This is a genomic window from Mesorhizobium ventifaucium, assembly GCF_935822925.1.
GTDB lineage: Bacteria > Pseudomonadota > Alphaproteobacteria > Rhizobiales > Rhizobiaceae > Mesorhizobium > Mesorhizobium ventifaucium.
The window spans coordinates 17,480-33,595 of sequence record NZ_CAKXZS010000042.1 but is presented as its reverse complement, the minus strand read 5'-3'; the positions used below and the strand labels follow the sequence as shown (position 1 = coordinate 33,595).

Annotated in this window: 16 protein-coding genes; 8 read left to right on the top strand and 8 right to left on the bottom strand. The window is 62.9% G+C overall.

Annotated elements, in window-relative coordinates:
- The 4 genes from NMG70_RS33385 to NMG70_RS27935 form a co-directional block, all read right to left on the bottom strand.
- On the bottom strand, positions 1 to 292 hold a 292-nt coding region (locus NMG70_RS33385), incomplete at its 3' end, for an ATP-binding cassette domain-containing protein (RefSeq protein WP_436798472.1).
- A complete protein-coding gene (locus NMG70_RS27945; protein WP_254027495.1) occupies positions 289 to 1,119 on the bottom strand; it encodes an ABC transporter permease in 831 nt (276 codons plus the stop codon). The genes NMG70_RS27945 and NMG70_RS33385, both read right to left, overlap by 4 nt.
- Positions 1,116 to 2,102, bottom strand: a complete 987-nt coding sequence (locus tag NMG70_RS27940; RefSeq protein ID WP_254027494.1) for an ABC transporter permease — start codon at positions 2,100 to 2,102, stop codon at positions 1,116 to 1,118. Before NMG70_RS27940 ends, NMG70_RS27945 begins: the two co-directional genes overlap by 4 nt.
- Before the next feature lie 273 nt (positions 2,103 to 2,375).
- Positions 2,376 to 3,986: an ABC transporter substrate-binding protein gene (locus NMG70_RS27935; protein ID WP_254027493.1), complete on the bottom strand. Its 1,611-nt coding sequence runs from the start codon at positions 3,984 to 3,986 to the stop codon at positions 2,376 to 2,378.
- 272 nt (positions 3,987 to 4,258) lie between these two features.
- Here NMG70_RS27935 and NMG70_RS27930 point away from each other — a divergent pair, with 272 nt between their 5' ends.
- Positions 4,259 to 5,449: a M24 family metallopeptidase gene (locus NMG70_RS27930; RefSeq protein WP_254027492.1), complete on the top strand. Its 1,191-nt coding sequence runs from the start codon at positions 4,259 to 4,261 to the stop codon at positions 5,447 to 5,449.
- Positions 5,450 to 5,661: 212 nt separating this feature from the next.
- Here the strand turns inward: NMG70_RS27930 and NMG70_RS27925 are convergent, their stop codons facing one another.
- Genes NMG70_RS27925 through NMG70_RS27915 form a run of 3 tightly spaced genes read right to left on the bottom strand, consistent with a single transcriptional unit; the run spans position 5,662 to position 8,217 of the window.
- Positions 5,662 to 6,078: a cupin domain-containing protein gene (locus NMG70_RS27925; protein WP_254027491.1), complete on the bottom strand. Its 417-nt coding sequence runs from the start codon at positions 6,076 to 6,078 to the stop codon at positions 5,662 to 5,664.
- Positions 6,079 to 6,082: 4 nt separating this feature from the next.
- Positions 6,083 to 7,009, bottom strand: coding sequence for a phosphoenolpyruvate hydrolase family protein (locus NMG70_RS27920; RefSeq protein ID WP_254027490.1), 927 nt, complete (start codon positions 7,007 to 7,009; stop codon positions 6,083 to 6,085).
- A gap of 11 nt (positions 7,010 to 7,020) precedes the next feature.
- Positions 7,021 to 8,217 (bottom strand): Tm-1-like ATP-binding domain-containing protein, encoded by a 1,197-nt coding sequence (locus NMG70_RS27915; protein ID WP_254027489.1) that lies wholly within the window; start codon positions 8,215 to 8,217, stop codon positions 7,021 to 7,023.
- A 115-nt stretch (positions 8,218 to 8,332) separates the two neighbouring features.
- On the opposite strand from NMG70_RS27915, the gene NMG70_RS27910 reads away from it, so the two are divergent.
- From NMG70_RS27910 to NMG70_RS27880, 7 genes are all read left to right on the top strand, one after another.
- The gene (locus tag NMG70_RS27910; RefSeq protein WP_254027488.1) at positions 8,333 to 9,016 is read left to right on the top strand and encodes a TetR/AcrR family transcriptional regulator; all 684 of its coding nucleotides are present in this window, start codon (positions 8,333 to 8,335) and stop codon (positions 9,014 to 9,016) included.
- A gap of 359 nt (positions 9,017 to 9,375) precedes the next feature.
- Entirely contained in the window at positions 9,376 to 10,692 is a 1,317-nt protein-coding gene (locus NMG70_RS27905) for an ABC transporter substrate-binding protein (protein WP_254027487.1), read from the top strand.
- Between the two features lie 66 nt (positions 10,693 to 10,758).
- Complete coding sequence (locus NMG70_RS27900) at positions 10,759 to 11,664, top strand: carbohydrate ABC transporter permease (protein WP_023797334.1); 906 nt, start codon at positions 10,759 to 10,761, stop codon at positions 11,662 to 11,664.
- A gap of 1 nt (position 11,665) precedes the next feature.
- Positions 11,666 to 12,625, top strand: a complete 960-nt coding sequence (locus tag NMG70_RS27895; RefSeq protein WP_254027486.1) for a carbohydrate ABC transporter permease — start codon at positions 11,666 to 11,668, stop codon at positions 12,623 to 12,625.
- Positions 12,622 to 12,831, top strand: a complete 210-nt coding sequence (locus tag NMG70_RS27890) for a hypothetical protein (RefSeq protein WP_095493280.1) — start codon at positions 12,622 to 12,624, stop codon at positions 12,829 to 12,831. The genes NMG70_RS27895 and NMG70_RS27890 overlap by 4 nt, the downstream gene beginning before the upstream one ends.
- Positions 12,828 to 13,937 carry an ABC transporter ATP-binding protein gene (locus NMG70_RS27885; protein WP_254027485.1) on the top strand — a complete coding sequence of 370 codons (1,110 nt, stop codon included), beginning with the start codon at positions 12,828 to 12,830 and terminating at the stop codon, positions 13,935 to 13,937. Before NMG70_RS27890 ends, NMG70_RS27885 begins: the two co-directional genes overlap by 4 nt.
- Positions 13,937 to 15,022, top strand: a complete 1,086-nt coding sequence (locus NMG70_RS27880) for an ABC transporter ATP-binding protein (protein ID WP_254027484.1) — start codon at positions 13,937 to 13,939, stop codon at positions 15,020 to 15,022. The genes NMG70_RS27885 and NMG70_RS27880 overlap by 1 nt, the downstream gene beginning before the upstream one ends.
- 68 nt (positions 15,023 to 15,090) lie before the next feature.
- On the opposite strand, the gene NMG70_RS27875 is transcribed toward NMG70_RS27880, so the two are convergent.
- The gene (locus tag NMG70_RS27875; protein WP_254027483.1) at positions 15,091 to 16,062 is read right to left on the bottom strand and encodes an AraC family transcriptional regulator; all 972 of its coding nucleotides are present in this window, start codon (positions 16,060 to 16,062) and stop codon (positions 15,091 to 15,093) included.
- Between the last annotated feature and the right edge of the window lie 54 nt (positions 16,063 to 16,116).

The window sequence follows — 16,116 nt, the reverse complement described above, 5'->3', positions numbered from 1 at the left end:
TGCCGATCTCCGCCCTTGCGGGGGAGATGTCCGGCAGGACAGAGGGGGGTGCCTTGGCACCAAAGGGCGACAATGGCAAAAACCAATCAATACGGCCTCCCACCTTGGAAGATCCCGGCAACAACCCGGCAATGGCCAGCGCCAGCGTGCTCTTGCCCGAACCGCTCTCGCCGATGATGGCGAAGCGTTCGCCGGCGGCGACGTCGAGGCTGATATGGTTCAGCGCCGCCATCTCGCTGCCGTCGCGGCGATAGGTCACCGTCAAATCGCGAATCGAAAGCAGCGCCGTCACGACAGGCTCCTTCTCACCGCAGCCGTTTCGACGACGCCTTCGCCGGCGAGGTAGACGCCGAGCACGGTCAGCACGAGCGCTACGCCGGGAATGACCGACAGGAAGGGCGCGGTGCGCAGTACGGCGCGACCTTCGGCGATCATGCCGCCCCAGGTCACGCGGTTGGGGTCGCCGAGGCCGAGAAACGAGAGGGCCGCTTCGGTGAGGATCGCTGCGGCGACGATCACCGACGACAGCGCCAGCAGCGGCGGCAATGCGTTTGGCAGCACCTCGCGCAAGGCGATCTCCAGCGGATGCATGCCGATGACGCGGGCGCCGGCGACAAAATCGCGCTCGCGGATCGACAGCACTTCGGCTCGCGCAACACGCGCCGGCCCCGTCCAGGCGCCGAGCGCGATCGCCGCAACGACGACGCCGAGCGATGGCCCGACGACACTGACGAAAGCCAGCGCCAGCAGGAAGCTCGGCACGGTCTGGAAGGCGTCGGTGATACGCATCAGCACCTCGTCGACGAGACCGCCGGCAAAGCCGGCCAGCGTGCCGACTATAGCGCCGACGGCAAGCGCTGCTGCCGCTGCCGCCAGCCCGACCGCCAGCGAGGTACGGGCGCCGTGGAGAAGCGCGGCCAGCACGTCTCGGCCGAGCCGGTCGGTGCCGAGCGGCAGCGACCAGTCCTGAAAGGGCGGCAGCAATGCCGGCCCGGCAATGGCTTGCGGGTCGCCGGGAAAGAACAGCGGCGCTGTCAGCGCCATGGCGAACAGCGCTACCAGTATGATCGCGCCGGCGATCGCTTCCGGCGTGCGAAGAAAGCGGCGAAGCGGGCTCACGCACCGGCCTCGCTGGCGCCGACGCGCGGATCGAGGAAGGCGTAGGCGATGTCGACAAGAAGATTGATAACGATGACCAGAACGGCGCTGACCAGGATGATGCCGAGAAGCAGCGGCGTGTCGCGCGCCGCCACCGCTTCCTGTGCCAGCCGGCCGAGGCCGGGCACCGAAAAAACGCTTTCGATGACGACGCTGCCGCCGAGCATCTGCGCCGATTGCAGGCCGAGCATGGTGACCAGCGGCAACAGCGCGTTGCGGGCGACGTGGCCGAGCACGATGCGGCGGCGGGAGAGCCCTTTGGCGCGGGCGGCGAGGACGAAATCCTGTCGCCAGACCTCGGCCATGCCGGCGCGCATCATGCGCAGATAGAGTGCCAGATAGATGAAGCCGAGTGCCGACACTGGCAGCACGAGATGGCGGGCGATATCAGCCGCGCGGTCGAGGCCGGTCTTGGCCGACGCGATGCTCTCGATGCCGCCGATCGGGAACCAGCGCAGGTCGACGGCAAAGACGATGATCAGCACCAGCCCGAGCCAGAAGCCGGGAACGGCATAGAGCGCCAGCGAGCCGATCGACAGCAAGCGGTCGCGAAAGCCGCCGGGCCTGGCGCCGGCATAGATGCCGAGCGCCGAGCCGAGCCCGAAGGAGAGCGCGGTGGCGCTGCCCATCAACAGCAGCGTGTTGGGCAGGCGCTCGAGGATGACGTCGCGGATTGGCCGCGAAAAGGTCACCGACTGGCCGAGGTCGAGATGCAGCAGCGCCCAGAGATAGGTCGCCAGCCGCGTCAACGCCGACTGGTCGAGGCCCCAGCGATGGCGCAGCAATTCGATCATGCCGGCGTCGCCGCCGGTCGAGGCAATATAGGCGTCGACCGCGTCGCCGGGGGCGGCCTCCAGCAAAAGGAAAGTACCGATGACGACGATCAGCAGCACGAAGACGCTGCCGACGAGGCGACGGCGAAGGAGGAGAAGCGCGCGGGTCATGGCGCAACTCTGATAGGAGGGCCAAGTCTTCGGTGCCGCGCTCTACGGCGCCCCCCTCTGTCCTGCCGGACATCTCCCCCACAAGGAGGGAGATTGGCAGCTTCGGCGTTGCCGGAAGTCTTGCAACGCTGGAGATTGGCGAAAGGGACAATGACAGCCGATCTCCCCCCAAGTGGGGGAGATGTCCGGCAGGACAGAGGGGGGCGCCATAGAGCTCTCATCACCGAAGCTGAGCACCCGGATACACCATGTGCAAGCCTGGAGCGAGCCTTGCTAAGCCTCCAGCCAGGTGTCCGCCCAGTTAGACACCGCCCAGCGCGGGTTGTTTGCGACATTCGCAACCGTGTCTCTGACAACGCTGATGAAGCTCCATTCGGCGACGTTGATCAGCGGCAGGTCGGCTGCGACCTTTTTCTGAAACTCCCTGTAAAGCTCCGTCCGCGCGGCGGGGTCGAGCGTCTCGGACGCCTTGGCGATGAGGGCGTCGAGTTCGTCGTTCTTGTAGCCACCCTGGTTGGAGAACGGCACCCCGTCCGGGATGCCGCTCTGCACCAGGATGGTGGTCGAGATCGCCGGATCGCCGCGGAACACCGGCGGCCCGACCGCAAGGTCGAAGGCGTGGTCGGTGTAGACCGCCTTGATATGCGCGGCCGAGTCGTTGTTGACCAGCTGGGCGTCGATGCCGATGGCGGCGAGCGCCTGGCGCAGATAATCGCCGAACTGTTTTGTTTCGTTGAAATAGGGCGCCGGCAGCAACTTCAGTGAAAAGCGCTTGCCGTCGTCACCCCTGCTGTAGCCGGCTTCGTCGAGCAGGGCGTTGGCCTTGGCCACGTCGAAGGCATAAGTCGGCACGTCGGCCGTATAGAACTGCGGATCGTTTTTCGGCACCGGGCCGGTGGCGGTGGCGGCGTAGCCGAGGAACACCGTCTTGACGACGAAATCCCTGTCGATGGCGTGGGCGATCGCCTGGCGCACCTTCAGGTCGGCCAGCTCCTTGCGGCGATGATTGATCTCGACGACGAGCTGATAAGTCAGCGCCTCATAACCCTTGGTGATCACCTTGAGGCCAGGCACTTTTGAGATGCGGTCGAGATCGGCCAGCGGCACCGCGGAAAAGGCGGCGAGCTGGATCTCTTCGGCTTCGAGCGCACTTGCCGCCGAAGTGCGGTCGGGCAGCACCTGATAGATGATCTCGTCGAGGTAAGGCTGGTCCTTGCCCCAATAGTCGCCATTCTTCTCCAGTCGATAATATTCGCCTGGCTTGTGTTCGGCGAATTTGAACGGGCCGGTGCCGATTGGGGCATTATTGGCCGGGTTCTCTTCAATCTTTCCCGTCTCGTAGACGTGCTTCGGCACCACGCTGGTCAGCACCGGCAAGGCGTTGCGGATCAGCTGGAACGGTGTCGGCCTGGCGAATTTGAAGACTGCGGTCAGTTCGTCCGGGGTGTCGACCGCCTCCAGATCCTTGAACACGGTGCGGCCGAGATTCTGCAGCGGCTTCCATATCTGCAGCGCCGAGAAGGCGACGTCGGCCGAGGTAAAGGGTTTGCCGTCATGCCATTTGACGCCCTCGCGCAATTTGAAGGTCACCGACAGGCCGTCCGCGGCTCCCTCCCAGCTTGTCGCCAGGCGCGGGCCGAGCCCGTCCTTGCCGTCGAAGGACGCCTCGGCCAGCGGTTCCACGATTTTGCTCGAGATAAAGAACACACCGTTGGAAGCGACGATCGCCGGGTTGAGGTTGCGCGGCTCGGAATCGGCGGCGACGACCAGCCGCCCGCCTTTCTTCGGCGTCTGTGCCCAGCCGATCGTCGGCAGCGCCGTCGAAGCCAGAAGCAAAGCCGAACCGGCAAGCACGGTGCGTCTGGAAATCGTGACTTCTGACATGATCGAACTCCGTACCTCTCAGCCGCTCGGCCGGTGGCCAATATCCTCGGACGCCAGACGGCATCCTTGCAAAGGTGATTATGAGCCTTGCCGAGGGTTTCGCCAGAGACGGATTTGGCGCATCCTCATGTGGCTTTGCAATTTTCGTCCGCTGGACCAGTTACAGGAAGCGGTTCCGTCCGACTTTATCTGGTAGGACCAGGCTTATCTTGTAAGACCAGACTGGAGTCTGCCGCGATCTGATCGTGGGCCAAGGAATTCAGGAGAGAAAGATGAACGTCGCTCCGGGTAAGAATGCCGTCAGCACCATCCCGTTCGATCATGCCAGGGTCGATCGACTGATGGAGGAAGCCGGTATCGATGTGCTGCTCGCCACCTCCAAGCACAACACGCAGTATCTGCTTGGCGGCTACAAGTTCATCTTCTTCGCCGCCATGGATGCGATCGGCCACAGCCGCTATCTGCCCATAATTGTCTACGAGAAGGGCGGGCCGGACCACGCCGCTTACATCGGCAACCGCATGGAGGGCGCCGAGCACCAGAACAACCCGTTCTGGACGCCGACCTTGCACGCCGCCTGCTGGGGCACGCTCGACGCCGCCAATCTCGCGGTCGAGCACCTGGCGAAAATCGGCAAGGGCGACGCCCGCATCGGCATCGAGCCGGCTTTCCTGCCGTCGGATGCCTACACGCTGATCCGCAAGGCACTGCCGGATGCCAAGCTGATCGATGCGACCGATATGCTGGAGCGGATGCGGGCGATCAAGACGGATGCGGAGCTGGAGAAGCTGCGCGTCGCCTCTGAACTGATCACCGATTCCATGCTGGCGACCATTGCCTGGGCACGTGAAGGCACGAGCAAGACCGAGATCATCGAGCAGCTGCGGCGCGAGGAGACCAATCGCGGTGCGCATTTCGAATATTGCCTGTTGACGCTCGGCGCCAGCCACAACCGCGCCGCCTCGCCGCAGGCGTGGAAGAAGGGCGAGGTGATGTCGATCGACTCAGGCGGCAACTATCACGGCTATATCGGCGACCTCTGTCGCATGGGCATTTTGGGCGAGCCGGATGCCGAACTCGAGGACCTCCTGGCCGAGGTCGAGACGGTGCAGCAGGCGGCCTTTTCCAAGGTCAGGGCGGGCACTCTTGGTGGTGACATGATTTCCTACGCGCAAGGCGTGCTGAGAGCGTCGAAGGTCGCGCCGTACACCGATTTCTTCGCCCACGGCATGGGACTGATTACCCATGAAGCGCCGTTCCTGATGACCAACCATCCGGTGACTTATGAGGGCACCTATGCCAAAAAGCCGCTGGAGAAAAACATGGTGCTCTCGGTCGAGACGACGATGCTCCACCCGACGCGCGGCTTCATCAAGCTCGAAGACACGGTGGCGGTCACCGATAGCGGCTACCTCATGTTCGGCGACCGGGGCAGGGGCTGGAACCGGGGTGGGGTGGCATAATCTCCCCCAACGGGCTGCGCCGCCCCTCATCCGCCTGCCGGCACCTTCTCCCCGCATAGGACGGGGAGATGGGAGATGGCCGCAGCCTTGGTGCTTATTCTGCAACGCTTGTGAATGGCGAAACGGTCGACGAGGGCGACCTTTCTCCCCGTTTACGGGGAGAAATGCCAGGCAGGGCAATGAGGGGCAGCGCCGCTGCCCGAGAAAGAAGGTCACGCGCCCGGCGGCAGCAGTCTGAAATCCGGCATGTCGCGCAGCGCCAGTTCCGACCCGGCCGGCGAATAGACGACGAAGAGCTGCATGGGCGCATCGCCGGTGTTCAGCGTCGAGTGGAAGCGGCTTTCCGGCACATAGATGGTGCAGCCGGGGCCGACCTTCTCAACGACCGGATTGCCGTCTTCGTCCTCGACCATCTGCTCGCCATTGCCTGATATGACGAAGATGATCTCTTCCGCACCCGGATGGTTGTGACGCGTGTGACCCTTGCCGGACGGAAGGTCGACGACGCCGCCGGAAAAGCGCGCAGCACCATTCACTTCGGGAGCCACCGTCAGCGACAGTCTGCCCCAGTCGAAGCCGAAGGCGCTGACGTCCTTCGGATACACGAATACCTTGCTCTTGTCGGTCATCGTCTCATCCCTTCTTTTTCTTCGCGGTCGTTTTGGCGCCGCTTTTTTTTGTTTGCGCATCGGATTTTCCCAAAACCGGTTCCCACTTTTGGGTCCGATGCTCCAGCGTGACCGCCTTGAAATCGGCAGTCTGCCTGGCGATCGCCGCTTCCGCCGGCAGCCGCTCCATCGAGCTTGCCCCGTAAAATCCGTGCAGGCCCCTGCAGCGTTCGAGGATGTAACGGGCATCGTCCGGCATCGAGATCGGCCCGCCATGGCAAAGCAGGATGACATCCTTGCGCACGACACGCGCTGCTTCAGCGATGGCGTCGATCTCCGTCACGCAGTCGTCGAGTGACTTGGCCGACGTCGCCCCGATTGAGCCGCCGGTGGTCACCCCCATATGAGCGACGACGATGTCGGCGCCGGCCTTGGTCATGGCGCGCGCCTCGTCCGGGTTGAACACATAGGGCGTGGTCAGCAGATCGAGCTCGTGTGCCGCGGCGATCATGTCGACCTCGAGCCCAAAACCCATGCCGGTTTCCTCGAAACTCTGCCGCATCTGGCCGTCGAACAGGCCGATGGTCGGAAAGTTCTGCACGCCGGAAAAACCCATCGTCTTCAGCTCGGCCAGCAGCAGCGGCATGATGACGAAGGGATCGGTGCCGTTGACGCCGGCCAGCACCGGCGTCTTTTTCACCACCGGAAGCACCTCATAGGCCATTTCCTTGACGATCTCGTTGGCGTTGCCATAGGCGAGCAGGCCGGCAGCCGAGCCGCGGCCGGCCATGCGGTAGCGGCCGGAATTGTAGATGATGATCAGGTCGATGCCGCCGGCCTCCTCGGCCTTGGCCGATAGCCCGGTGCCGGCGCCGCCGCCGACGATCGGCACACCGCCGGCAATCATTTTGCGGAACTTCTCCAGGATCTTCTTGCGCGGTATGGCGGCCATGACTTCGTCTCTCATTGTGTGGCGATGTCGAGAAAAGCCGCAACCGCAGCCTTGGCGAATTCGGGATCGTTGATGTGCAGCGGCAAGCGGATCACGCGACGTGTGTTATCCGGCATGATCGTGCGCTCGATGGCCTCGAAGAGTGCTGCATCGGCTTCAGGGTCGAAGAAGGCGCCGCCTTCGATGTCGAGCGCCGAAACGCCTTTTTCTGGAATGAGGAACCGGACCGGTCCCTCGCAGAGGCTCAGTCTGGCGCCGATCCATTCGCCGATCCTGCGGCTTTCGTCAGGCGTCGTGCGCATCAGCGTCACGTTCGGGTTGTGCTCGTAAAACAGCCGCCCGCTATAGCGTTCCGGAATGGTCGGCGGCGCCCAGAAATTCACCATGTCGAGCGCGCCGACCGAGCCGGCATAGGGCAGTTTCGTGCGGGCGATCGCGCCGAAACGGTCTTCGGTTGCCGGCAGAACGCCGCCGAACAGGAGGTCGCAGACTTCTGTCGTCGTGATGTCGATGACGCCGGACAGCAAGCCGCTGTCGGCCAGCTTCTCCATGGTGCGGCCGCCGGTGCCGGTGGCGTGGAAGACCATGCAGTCATAGCTCGAACGAAGCTCGTCGGCGATGGAAGTCACGCATGGCGTGGTCACGCCGAACATGGTGAGCCCGATCGATGGTTTGCCGTCGGGCGGCGGCGCCGGTGTCGCAGACATGGCTGCTATCGCCTGGGCGGCGTTGTGCAGCACGACGCGAGACAGCTGGTTCAAGCCAGCCATGTCGGTCACCGACGGCATCATGACGATGTCGGAGACATCGACATAGGGCGCGGTGTCGCCCGAAGCGAGCGTCGAGACCATGATCTTGGGCAAGCCGAGCGGCAGCGCGCGCATGCCTGATGTGATGATCGAAGTGCCGCCACCACCGCCGATACCGATCACTCCTGCTATATCGGTGCGCGATTGGACAAACCGGGTGAAGGCGATGGCCATTGCCGCGACCGCGGTGCCGCGGTCGTCGCTGCCCAGCACGGCACTGCTGCCACCGGGATGGTGGCCGGCGACCTGTTCGGCCGAGACATCGACCGGCACGGTCGCATTGCGCGTTCCGACGTCGACGCGGGCGACAGCAGCACCGGTGGCTGCGACCGCATCGGCCAGAAAGGCGAGTTCCTCACCCTTGGTGTCGGCGGTGCCCACCACATAGACGCGCTTCATTGCGTTTCCCCGGTTCCAGGCGCACTCGGCGTTGCTGCCGGCCGCTCTTTTGCCCCGGCCGTTCGGCAGCGCGAAAGGCCATTGCAATTTTTTGAGACGTGTGTATCATATTGACATGAATGTCTCACGTCAACCAGCGGCAATGTCCGACGATGCGGGTTCTGGAGCGGCGCGCGGGCCGCGCGCCCGCACAAGGCGGTTGATGCTGGAGACGGCGACAAGGCTGATGCAGGCGGGCGCCACGCCTTCGGTCAGCGAGGTCGCCGAAGCGGCGGAAGTCTCCCGCGCCACCGCCTATCGGTATTTTCCAAGCCAGGCGGCGCTGGTCCAGGCGGTGGTCGATGAAGGGCTGGGGCCGATCCTCATCTGGAAATCGGCCTCGGCCGATCCCGAGCGCCGCGTCGCCGAACTGTTCGACACGGCCATGCCACGCATCGAAGCCTTCGAGGCGACGTTCAAGGCGGCGCTGAAGCTTTCGCTCGACCAGTGGGCGCGGCGGCAGGCCGGCACGCTGGACGGCGAGCCGGCCTTCACCCGCGGCCATCGCATCGATCTACTAAAGGACGCCATCGCACCGCTCAAGCACCGGCTGCCGCCACGCGAATTCAAGCGCCTGGCACAGGCCCTGTCGCTGATCTTTGGCGTCGAAGTGCTGATCGTGCTGAAGGATATCTGGGGGCTGGACAGCCGCAAGATGATGTCGGTTGCGCAATGGGCAGCCGGCGCCCTGGTGCGGGCTGCAGTGATGGAATCGATGACAGGAGGAGACAGAAGCGCGCCGGCTACAGCTGAGGAATAGTATCGATCTGGTTCGACCAGATGGGGATGCCTACTACTGACAATAGTCGGCGTGCCGTAGCGCGAACAAGGGCCTTGCGTATCAACGAGTAGGAAAATTTAAGAAAAACAGACAGATGTTGCTGTAATCTGCTTGTCTGAGGGCCTGCCATCGTCCAAGAAAGAGCTTGACGTGCGTCCGAAATTGGTAATACCAGATCAGGACAATATAGCGGGTCGAAAGTGAGGGCTGCGATCCATTTCCGGCTGGGCGAGGAGGCTCAAAAACCGGAGCGGCGCCATCACGGAAGGAACTACCAGGGCCGGCCTCACCGCCGGCTCGGATGATACGGTAGAATGCGCACAAGGGAGGAAATCATCATGCGCAAGACAATGACCAGCATGCTTGCTGGTATCGGCTTACTGCTCGCCTGCGGAACGTCCGTCTACGCGCAGGATAAGGAACTCACCATCTTCTGGGCTGAATGGGATCCGGCGAATTATTTGCAGGAACTCGTCAACCTTTACGAGGCCGAGAGCGGCGTGAAGGTCACGGTCGAGACGACGCCGTGGCCGGATTTCCAGACCAAGGCGTTCACCGAGTTCAACGCCAAGGGCAGCGCCTACGACATGGTCGTCGGCGATTCCCAGTGGATTGGCGCGGCCTCCGAGGCAGGCCACTATGTCGACCTCACCGACTTCTTCAACAAGCACAATCTGAAGGAAGTGATGGCGCCGGCGACGGTGAAATACTACGCCGAATATCCGTCCAACTCCGGCAAGTACTGGTCGATACCGGCCGAGGGCGACGCGGTCGGCTGGTCCTATCGCAAGGACTGGTTCGAAGACCCGAAGGAGATGGAAGCCTTCAAAGCCAAGTACGGCTACGATCTCGGCGTGCCGAAGGACTGGAAGCAACTGCGCGACATCGCTGAATTCTTCCACCGTCCCGACGAGAAGCGCTACGGTGTCGCCATCTACACCGATAACTCGTACGATGCTCTGGTGATGGGCGTGGAGAACGCCATTTTCTCCTTCGGCGGCGAGCTTGGCGACTATTCCACTTACAAGGTCGACGGGATCATCAACTCCGAGCAGAACGTCAAGGCGCTCGAGGCCTACAAGGAGCTCTATTCCTTCACCCCTCCTGGTTGGGCCAAGAGCTTCTTCATCGAGGATAACCAGGCGATCACCGAGAACCTGGCGGCGATGAGCATGAACTACTTCGCCTTCTTCCCGGCGCTCATCAACGAAGCCTCGAACCCGAATGCCAAGGTCACCGGCTTCTTCGCCAACCCTCCAGGACCGAATGGCGACCAGTTCGCCGCGCTCGGCGGCCAGGGCATCTCCGTCATCTCCTATTCGCAGAATCAGGAAGAGGCGATGAAGTTCCTGGAATGGTTCATCAAGGACGAGACGCAGAAGAAATGGGCGGAACTCGGCGGTTACACGGCAAGCGCCAAGGTGCTCGAGTCGCCTGAATTCCAGAACGCCACGCCTTACAACAAGGCCTTCTACGAAACCATGTTCAAGGTGAAGGACTTCTGGGCGACGCCGGAATATGCCGAGCTGCTCATCCAGATGAACCAACGCGTCTATCCGTACATCACCGGCAATCAGGGCACGGCCAAGGAAGTGCTCGATGCGCTCGCCGCGGACTGGAACGCGACGTTCAAGAAATACAACCGCGTGAAGTAAACGGCACTAACGCTCGGAGGGGGCGGCAGCCCGCCCCTTCCGTTTTCTTTTCCGGAGGAACGGCCCTTGGCCACTGCAGTCATGACCACGCTGGATCCCAAGTCGCGCTCCGCCGCCCGCGGTATGAGCGACCTTACGATCCGAAATCTCTTCATCATTCCGACGATCGTTTTCCTGATCGTCTTCAACATCTTTCCATTGCTCTATTCGCTCGGCTATTCGTTCACCGACTTTCGCGCATCGAGCGCGGCACCGGCAACTTTCGTCGGACTGCAGAATTACCGCGAGCTGCTCAACGACCCGTTCATCTGGTCGAATTTCGCCATCACCGCCAAATACGTCATCGTCTCCGTGGTCGGCCAGGTCATCGTCGGCTTCGGCGTGGCGTTGCTGCTCAACCGGGATATCCCGTTGAAAGGCCTGCTGACGACACTGCTGCTGTTGCCGATGATGCTGTCGATGGCTGTTGTCGGCCTGTTCTGGAAACTGCTCTACGATCCGTCCTTCGGCATCATCAACTATACGCTCGGCCTTGGCTCCTTCGAGTGGCTGTCCAACCCCGACATGGCGCTCTACGCGGTTGCCATCACCGACATCTGGATGTGGTCGCCCTTCGTCATGCTGCTGTCGCTCGCCGGCCTGTCGGCGGTGCCGAAGCACCTCTACGAGGCGGCCGCGATCGACCGCGCCGGCTCGTTCTATACGTTCTTTCGCATTACGTTGCCCTTGGTCGCGCCGATCCTGATGATCGCGATCATCTTTCGCACCATGGAGGCGTTCAAGACCTTCGATCTTGCCTACATCCTGACCAGCCAGCCAACCACCGAGGTGATCTCGATCCGGCTCTACAAGATGGCGTTCCAGGAATGGCAGACCGGGCGCTCCTGCGCGCTCGCCTACATCGTGCTGATCATGATCCTGGCGATCACCAACATCTACGTCAAATACCTGAACAAGGTGAAGGAGCGCTAGAATGGCCGCTGTCACCACCTCTGCCGAGCGCTCGCTGAACAAGCTCGCCATCGTCGGCGTGCTGATCGTCACGATCATCTTCCTGGCGCCGATCTACTGGATAGCCTCGACGGCGTTCAAGCCGCGCAACCTCGCCACCACCATCCCGCCGACGGTGGTCTTCCAGCCGGAGATATCGCCCTTCGTCAAGCTGTTCACCAAGCGCTCGCAACTGCGCACAGCGCCGACGCCGGAACAATACGCTGCCGCCCCGTGGTGGGAACGGCTGGTGTTTGACGGCGGCGAGAAGGTGGTGCGCTCGGGCAGGGGCGAGGTGCAGTGGTCCGGCTATCCGAGCCGCTTCATGAACTCGCTGATCGTGGCCATCACCTCGACGATCCTCGCCGTCGGCATGGGCACTTTCACGGCTTACGGGTTCTCGCGCTTCAAGATAAAGGGGGAGCAGGACCTGCTCTTCTTCATCCTGTCGACGCGCATGCTGCCGCCGGTGGTGGTGGCGATCCCGATGTTCCTGATGTACCGGGCGGTCGGCCTCAACGACACGCATTGGGGCCTGATCATCCTCTACACCGCCTTCAATCTCAGTTTCTCTGTATGGCTGATGAAGGGGTTCATGGACGAAATTCCGAAGGAGTATGAGGAGGCGGCGCTCGTCGACGGCTATACGCGCATGGAGGCCTTCTTCAAGATCGTGCTGCCGGAGGCGGCCACCGGCATCGCCGCCACCGCCGTGTTCTGCTTCATCACCGCGTGGAACGAATATGCCTTCGCGCTGATCATGACCAACCGACGCGCCCAGACGGCACCGCCCTTCATTCCAAGCCAGGTCGGTTCCGGCCTGTCGGACTGGACGGTGATTGCCGCCGGAACCTTCCTGTTCCTGCTGCCTGTCGCCATCTTCACCTTCCTGCTCCGCAACCATCTCTTGCGCGGCATGTCCTTCGGAGCGATCCGCAAATGATCCGCCATGCTACAATCCAGCGCACGGCCGAGATCGTGATGGTGTGCGGCATCATCGCGCTCTGCCAGCCGTGGAACCTCTTCCTGCACCGCTACGGGCTGACGATCATCATCGTCGGGCTGCTGACGTTCATGATCACCGGCTGGGTCGGTCCAAGGCAGAAGCCGCAGGCGACCGGCGCGCCGGAAAAAGAAGGTCACGCATGACCCAGATCGAGCTTCGTGGCGTCCAGAAATTCTTTGGCGCCGTTCAGGTCATCAAGGATCTCAATCTCAAGATCGACGACAACGAGTTCATCGTGCTGCTCGGCCAGTCGGGCTGCGGCAAGACGACGACGCTTCGCGCAATCGCCGGGCTAGAGACGATCGACGGCGGCGATGTCCTCATCGACGGCAAGCCGGTCCAGCATCTCAAGGCTGCCGACCGCGACATCGCCATGGTTTTCCAGTCGTTCTCGCTCTATCCGCATATGAGCGTCTACGAGAACATCGCTTTTCCGTTGCGCGCCATGCGCAAGAGCAGGGCGGAGATCGACGGCGAGGTGCGCTCGGTCGCCAAAGTGCTGCAGATCAACGATCTGCTCGGCAAGAAGCCGTCGGCGCTGTCGGGTGGCGACATGCAGCGGGTGGCAATCGGCCGGGCGCTGGTGCGGCGGCCGAAGGCGATGCTGATGGACGAGCCGATCGGCGCGCTCGACGCCAAGCTGCGCGAGGAGATGCGCGCGGAGATCAAGCGGCTGCACATCAAGCAGGGCTCGACCACCATCTACGTCACCCACGACCAGATCGAGGCGATGAGCCTTGCCGACCGCATCGTCATTATGCATGAGGGCGTTCTGCAACAGGTAGGCAGCCCATCGGAAGTGTATAAGCACCCGGCCAATCTGTTCGTCGCGCAATTCGTCGGCTCGCCGGTTATGAACGTCGCCAAGGCGGCGGTGACGATGAACGGCTCCGGCGCCAGGGTCACCGTCGACGGGGCCGCGGAAGGGTTCCTTTTCCCAGCCGAACTGGTCGGCCAACTCGACGCGGCGAACGCCGGGCAGGACGGCCTTGCACTCGGCATCCGCCCCGAAGGCGTGATGGTCTCGCGCGAGCCGGCGGACGGTTATCTGCCGGTCGAGGCGCACATCATCGAACCGCTTGGCTCCTATGACATCGTCGACCTCAAGGTCGGGGCACAGATGTTGCGCGCCCGAACCCGTTCCGGTTTCGTCGGCAAGCCGGGGGTCCAGGTCTTCGCCAGGCTCGACCCGGCGCAGGCGCATTTCTTCGACACGGCAAGCGGCAATTCGCTGGGGGTGAGACTCTGATGGCCCATATCCAGCTCAAGAATATTTCGAAGGCATTCGGCAATCACGCCGCATTGACCGGGCTCAATCTCGACATTGCCGACGGAGAGTTCTTCGTGCTGCTCGGCGAGACCGGCGCCGGCAAGACGACGACGCTGCGCATGATTGCCGGCCTGGAAAAGCCGGACGAGGGGCAGATACTCATCGACGGCGCCGATGTCGCTGACTGGGGGGCGGCCGAGCGCGACGTGGCGCTGGTTCTGCAGCAATACTCGCTCTATCCGCGCTATACGGTGCGCGAGAATCTCGAATTCCCGTTGAAGCCGAAAATCCGCCGCATCGAGCCCGACGAGATCAAGACGCGCGTCGACCGCGTCGCCAAGACCTTGCGCATCGAGCATCTGCTCGACCGCAAGACGGATCGCCTCTCTGGCGGCGAGATGCAGCGCGTCTCGATTGGTCGCGCCATCGTCAGGAAGCCGCGCGTATTCCTGATGGATGAGCCGCTGTCGGCGCTCGATGCCAAGCTGCGCGAGGCGCTGCGCACCGAGCTGAAGAACATCCAGATGAACCTTGGCCAGACTTTCCTGTTCGTCACGCACGACCAGATCGAGGCGATGTCGATGGGCGACAAGGTCGGCGTGCTCAACCACGGCCGCATCGTCCAGACCGGCACGCCCTATGAGATCTACAACAATCCGCGCGACACCTATGTGGCGAGCTTCGTCGGCTCGCCGCCGATGAACCTCATCGACGGCAAGCTCGTCAACGGCCGCGCCGTGATGGCACCGCTGAATTTCGAACTGCCTTTTGCGGGGGGGGCCAAAACGAGCGGTGCGACCGACGGTCGCCCGCTCGTCTTCGGTATTCGTCCCGAGGACCTCTATCTCGAGAGCGGAGCGCCGGTGGAAGCGCGCGTCCATGATGTCGAGAACCATGGCGTCGAAAAGATCCTGACGCTGCGGGTCGGCGACGCCATGCTGCGGGCCACGGTGCCGGCCAGAACCGATGTCGAGATCGAGCAGCCGGTGCGCTTTGCCTGGGATCCGGACAAGGTGGTGCTGTTCGACAAGGGTACCGGGGTAAGCCTCCGTCACGCAGGCTGAAGCGCGTCGCGCAAAAATGCGCGTCTGTTGGGCGGGAGGATGCTAGGCGGCTTGAAGCCTGTCCAGGTTTAGCCGGCTTGACGGGTCTCAGCCTGTTCGTCGGCCCGGAAATGGCTGGGAGCCGATCCGATGACGCGCTTGAACGCCCGACTGAACGACGCGTCGGATTCATAGCCGAGGCGTGCTGCGACGACGGAAATCTTCAAGCGGTCGCGGACCAGCCATTGCCGTGCCTGGTGCATTCTCACCTGGGTGACATATTTGGCCGGCGTTTCGCCAACGATCGTCGCGAAGCGCTCGGCGAAGCCCGACCGCGAGGCGCCCATCATCCTGGCCAGGGTCTCCACCGTCCAGTCGCGGTCCGGTTCGAGATGAATCGCGGCCAGCACGCGCCCGATCTCGCGATCTCTCACCGCGGCAATCCATCCGGACGAGTCGCCGCAGCCGCGCTCGACCCATGAGCGGATGACGGTGGCGGCCAGCACATCGGCAAGCCGTGCCAGAATGCCGCCGGAGCCGACGCGCTCCATCGTCACTTCGCGTGCCATGGCCTCCAGCAGATGCGGGATACCAGGTTCATAGGCCTCCAACTCGTGCGCGCGCATTACGTCCGGCATCATGCCGAGCAATGGGTGCAAACCGTCGAGATTGAAATACATGCTGCCAAAAAACAGCAGTGTCCCCGGCCGGCAACCTTCATTGGACAGGCAGTAAACGTTCTTGCAGACCTCGGCGACCTCGTAGCCCTGGATCGGCGAAGCCTCGGTGCCCTGCTCGCTCGCCAGGACGTGTGCCGCGCCGCGCGGCAGCAGCACCGCGTCGCCCGCCTTGAGCTCCACCCATTCGCCGGACGGCTGCAGCAGCCAGCATCCCTTGCGGCCGATGAAATGAAACCGCGCCGCCGTCTGGGCCGGAAACTGGAGGCCCCAGGGCTCCTGCATTTCGCAGCGGCCGTATTCGACGCCGTCGAGCCGTAACCCGCGCAATATGTCTGTCAGCGGATCGCCGGTGACGGGAATTTTGGACGAATGGTCAAGCATGATGGTGTTTCTAGCATGGAAACTCCAGGCGGTCACTCCCTATGTTGCACTGCA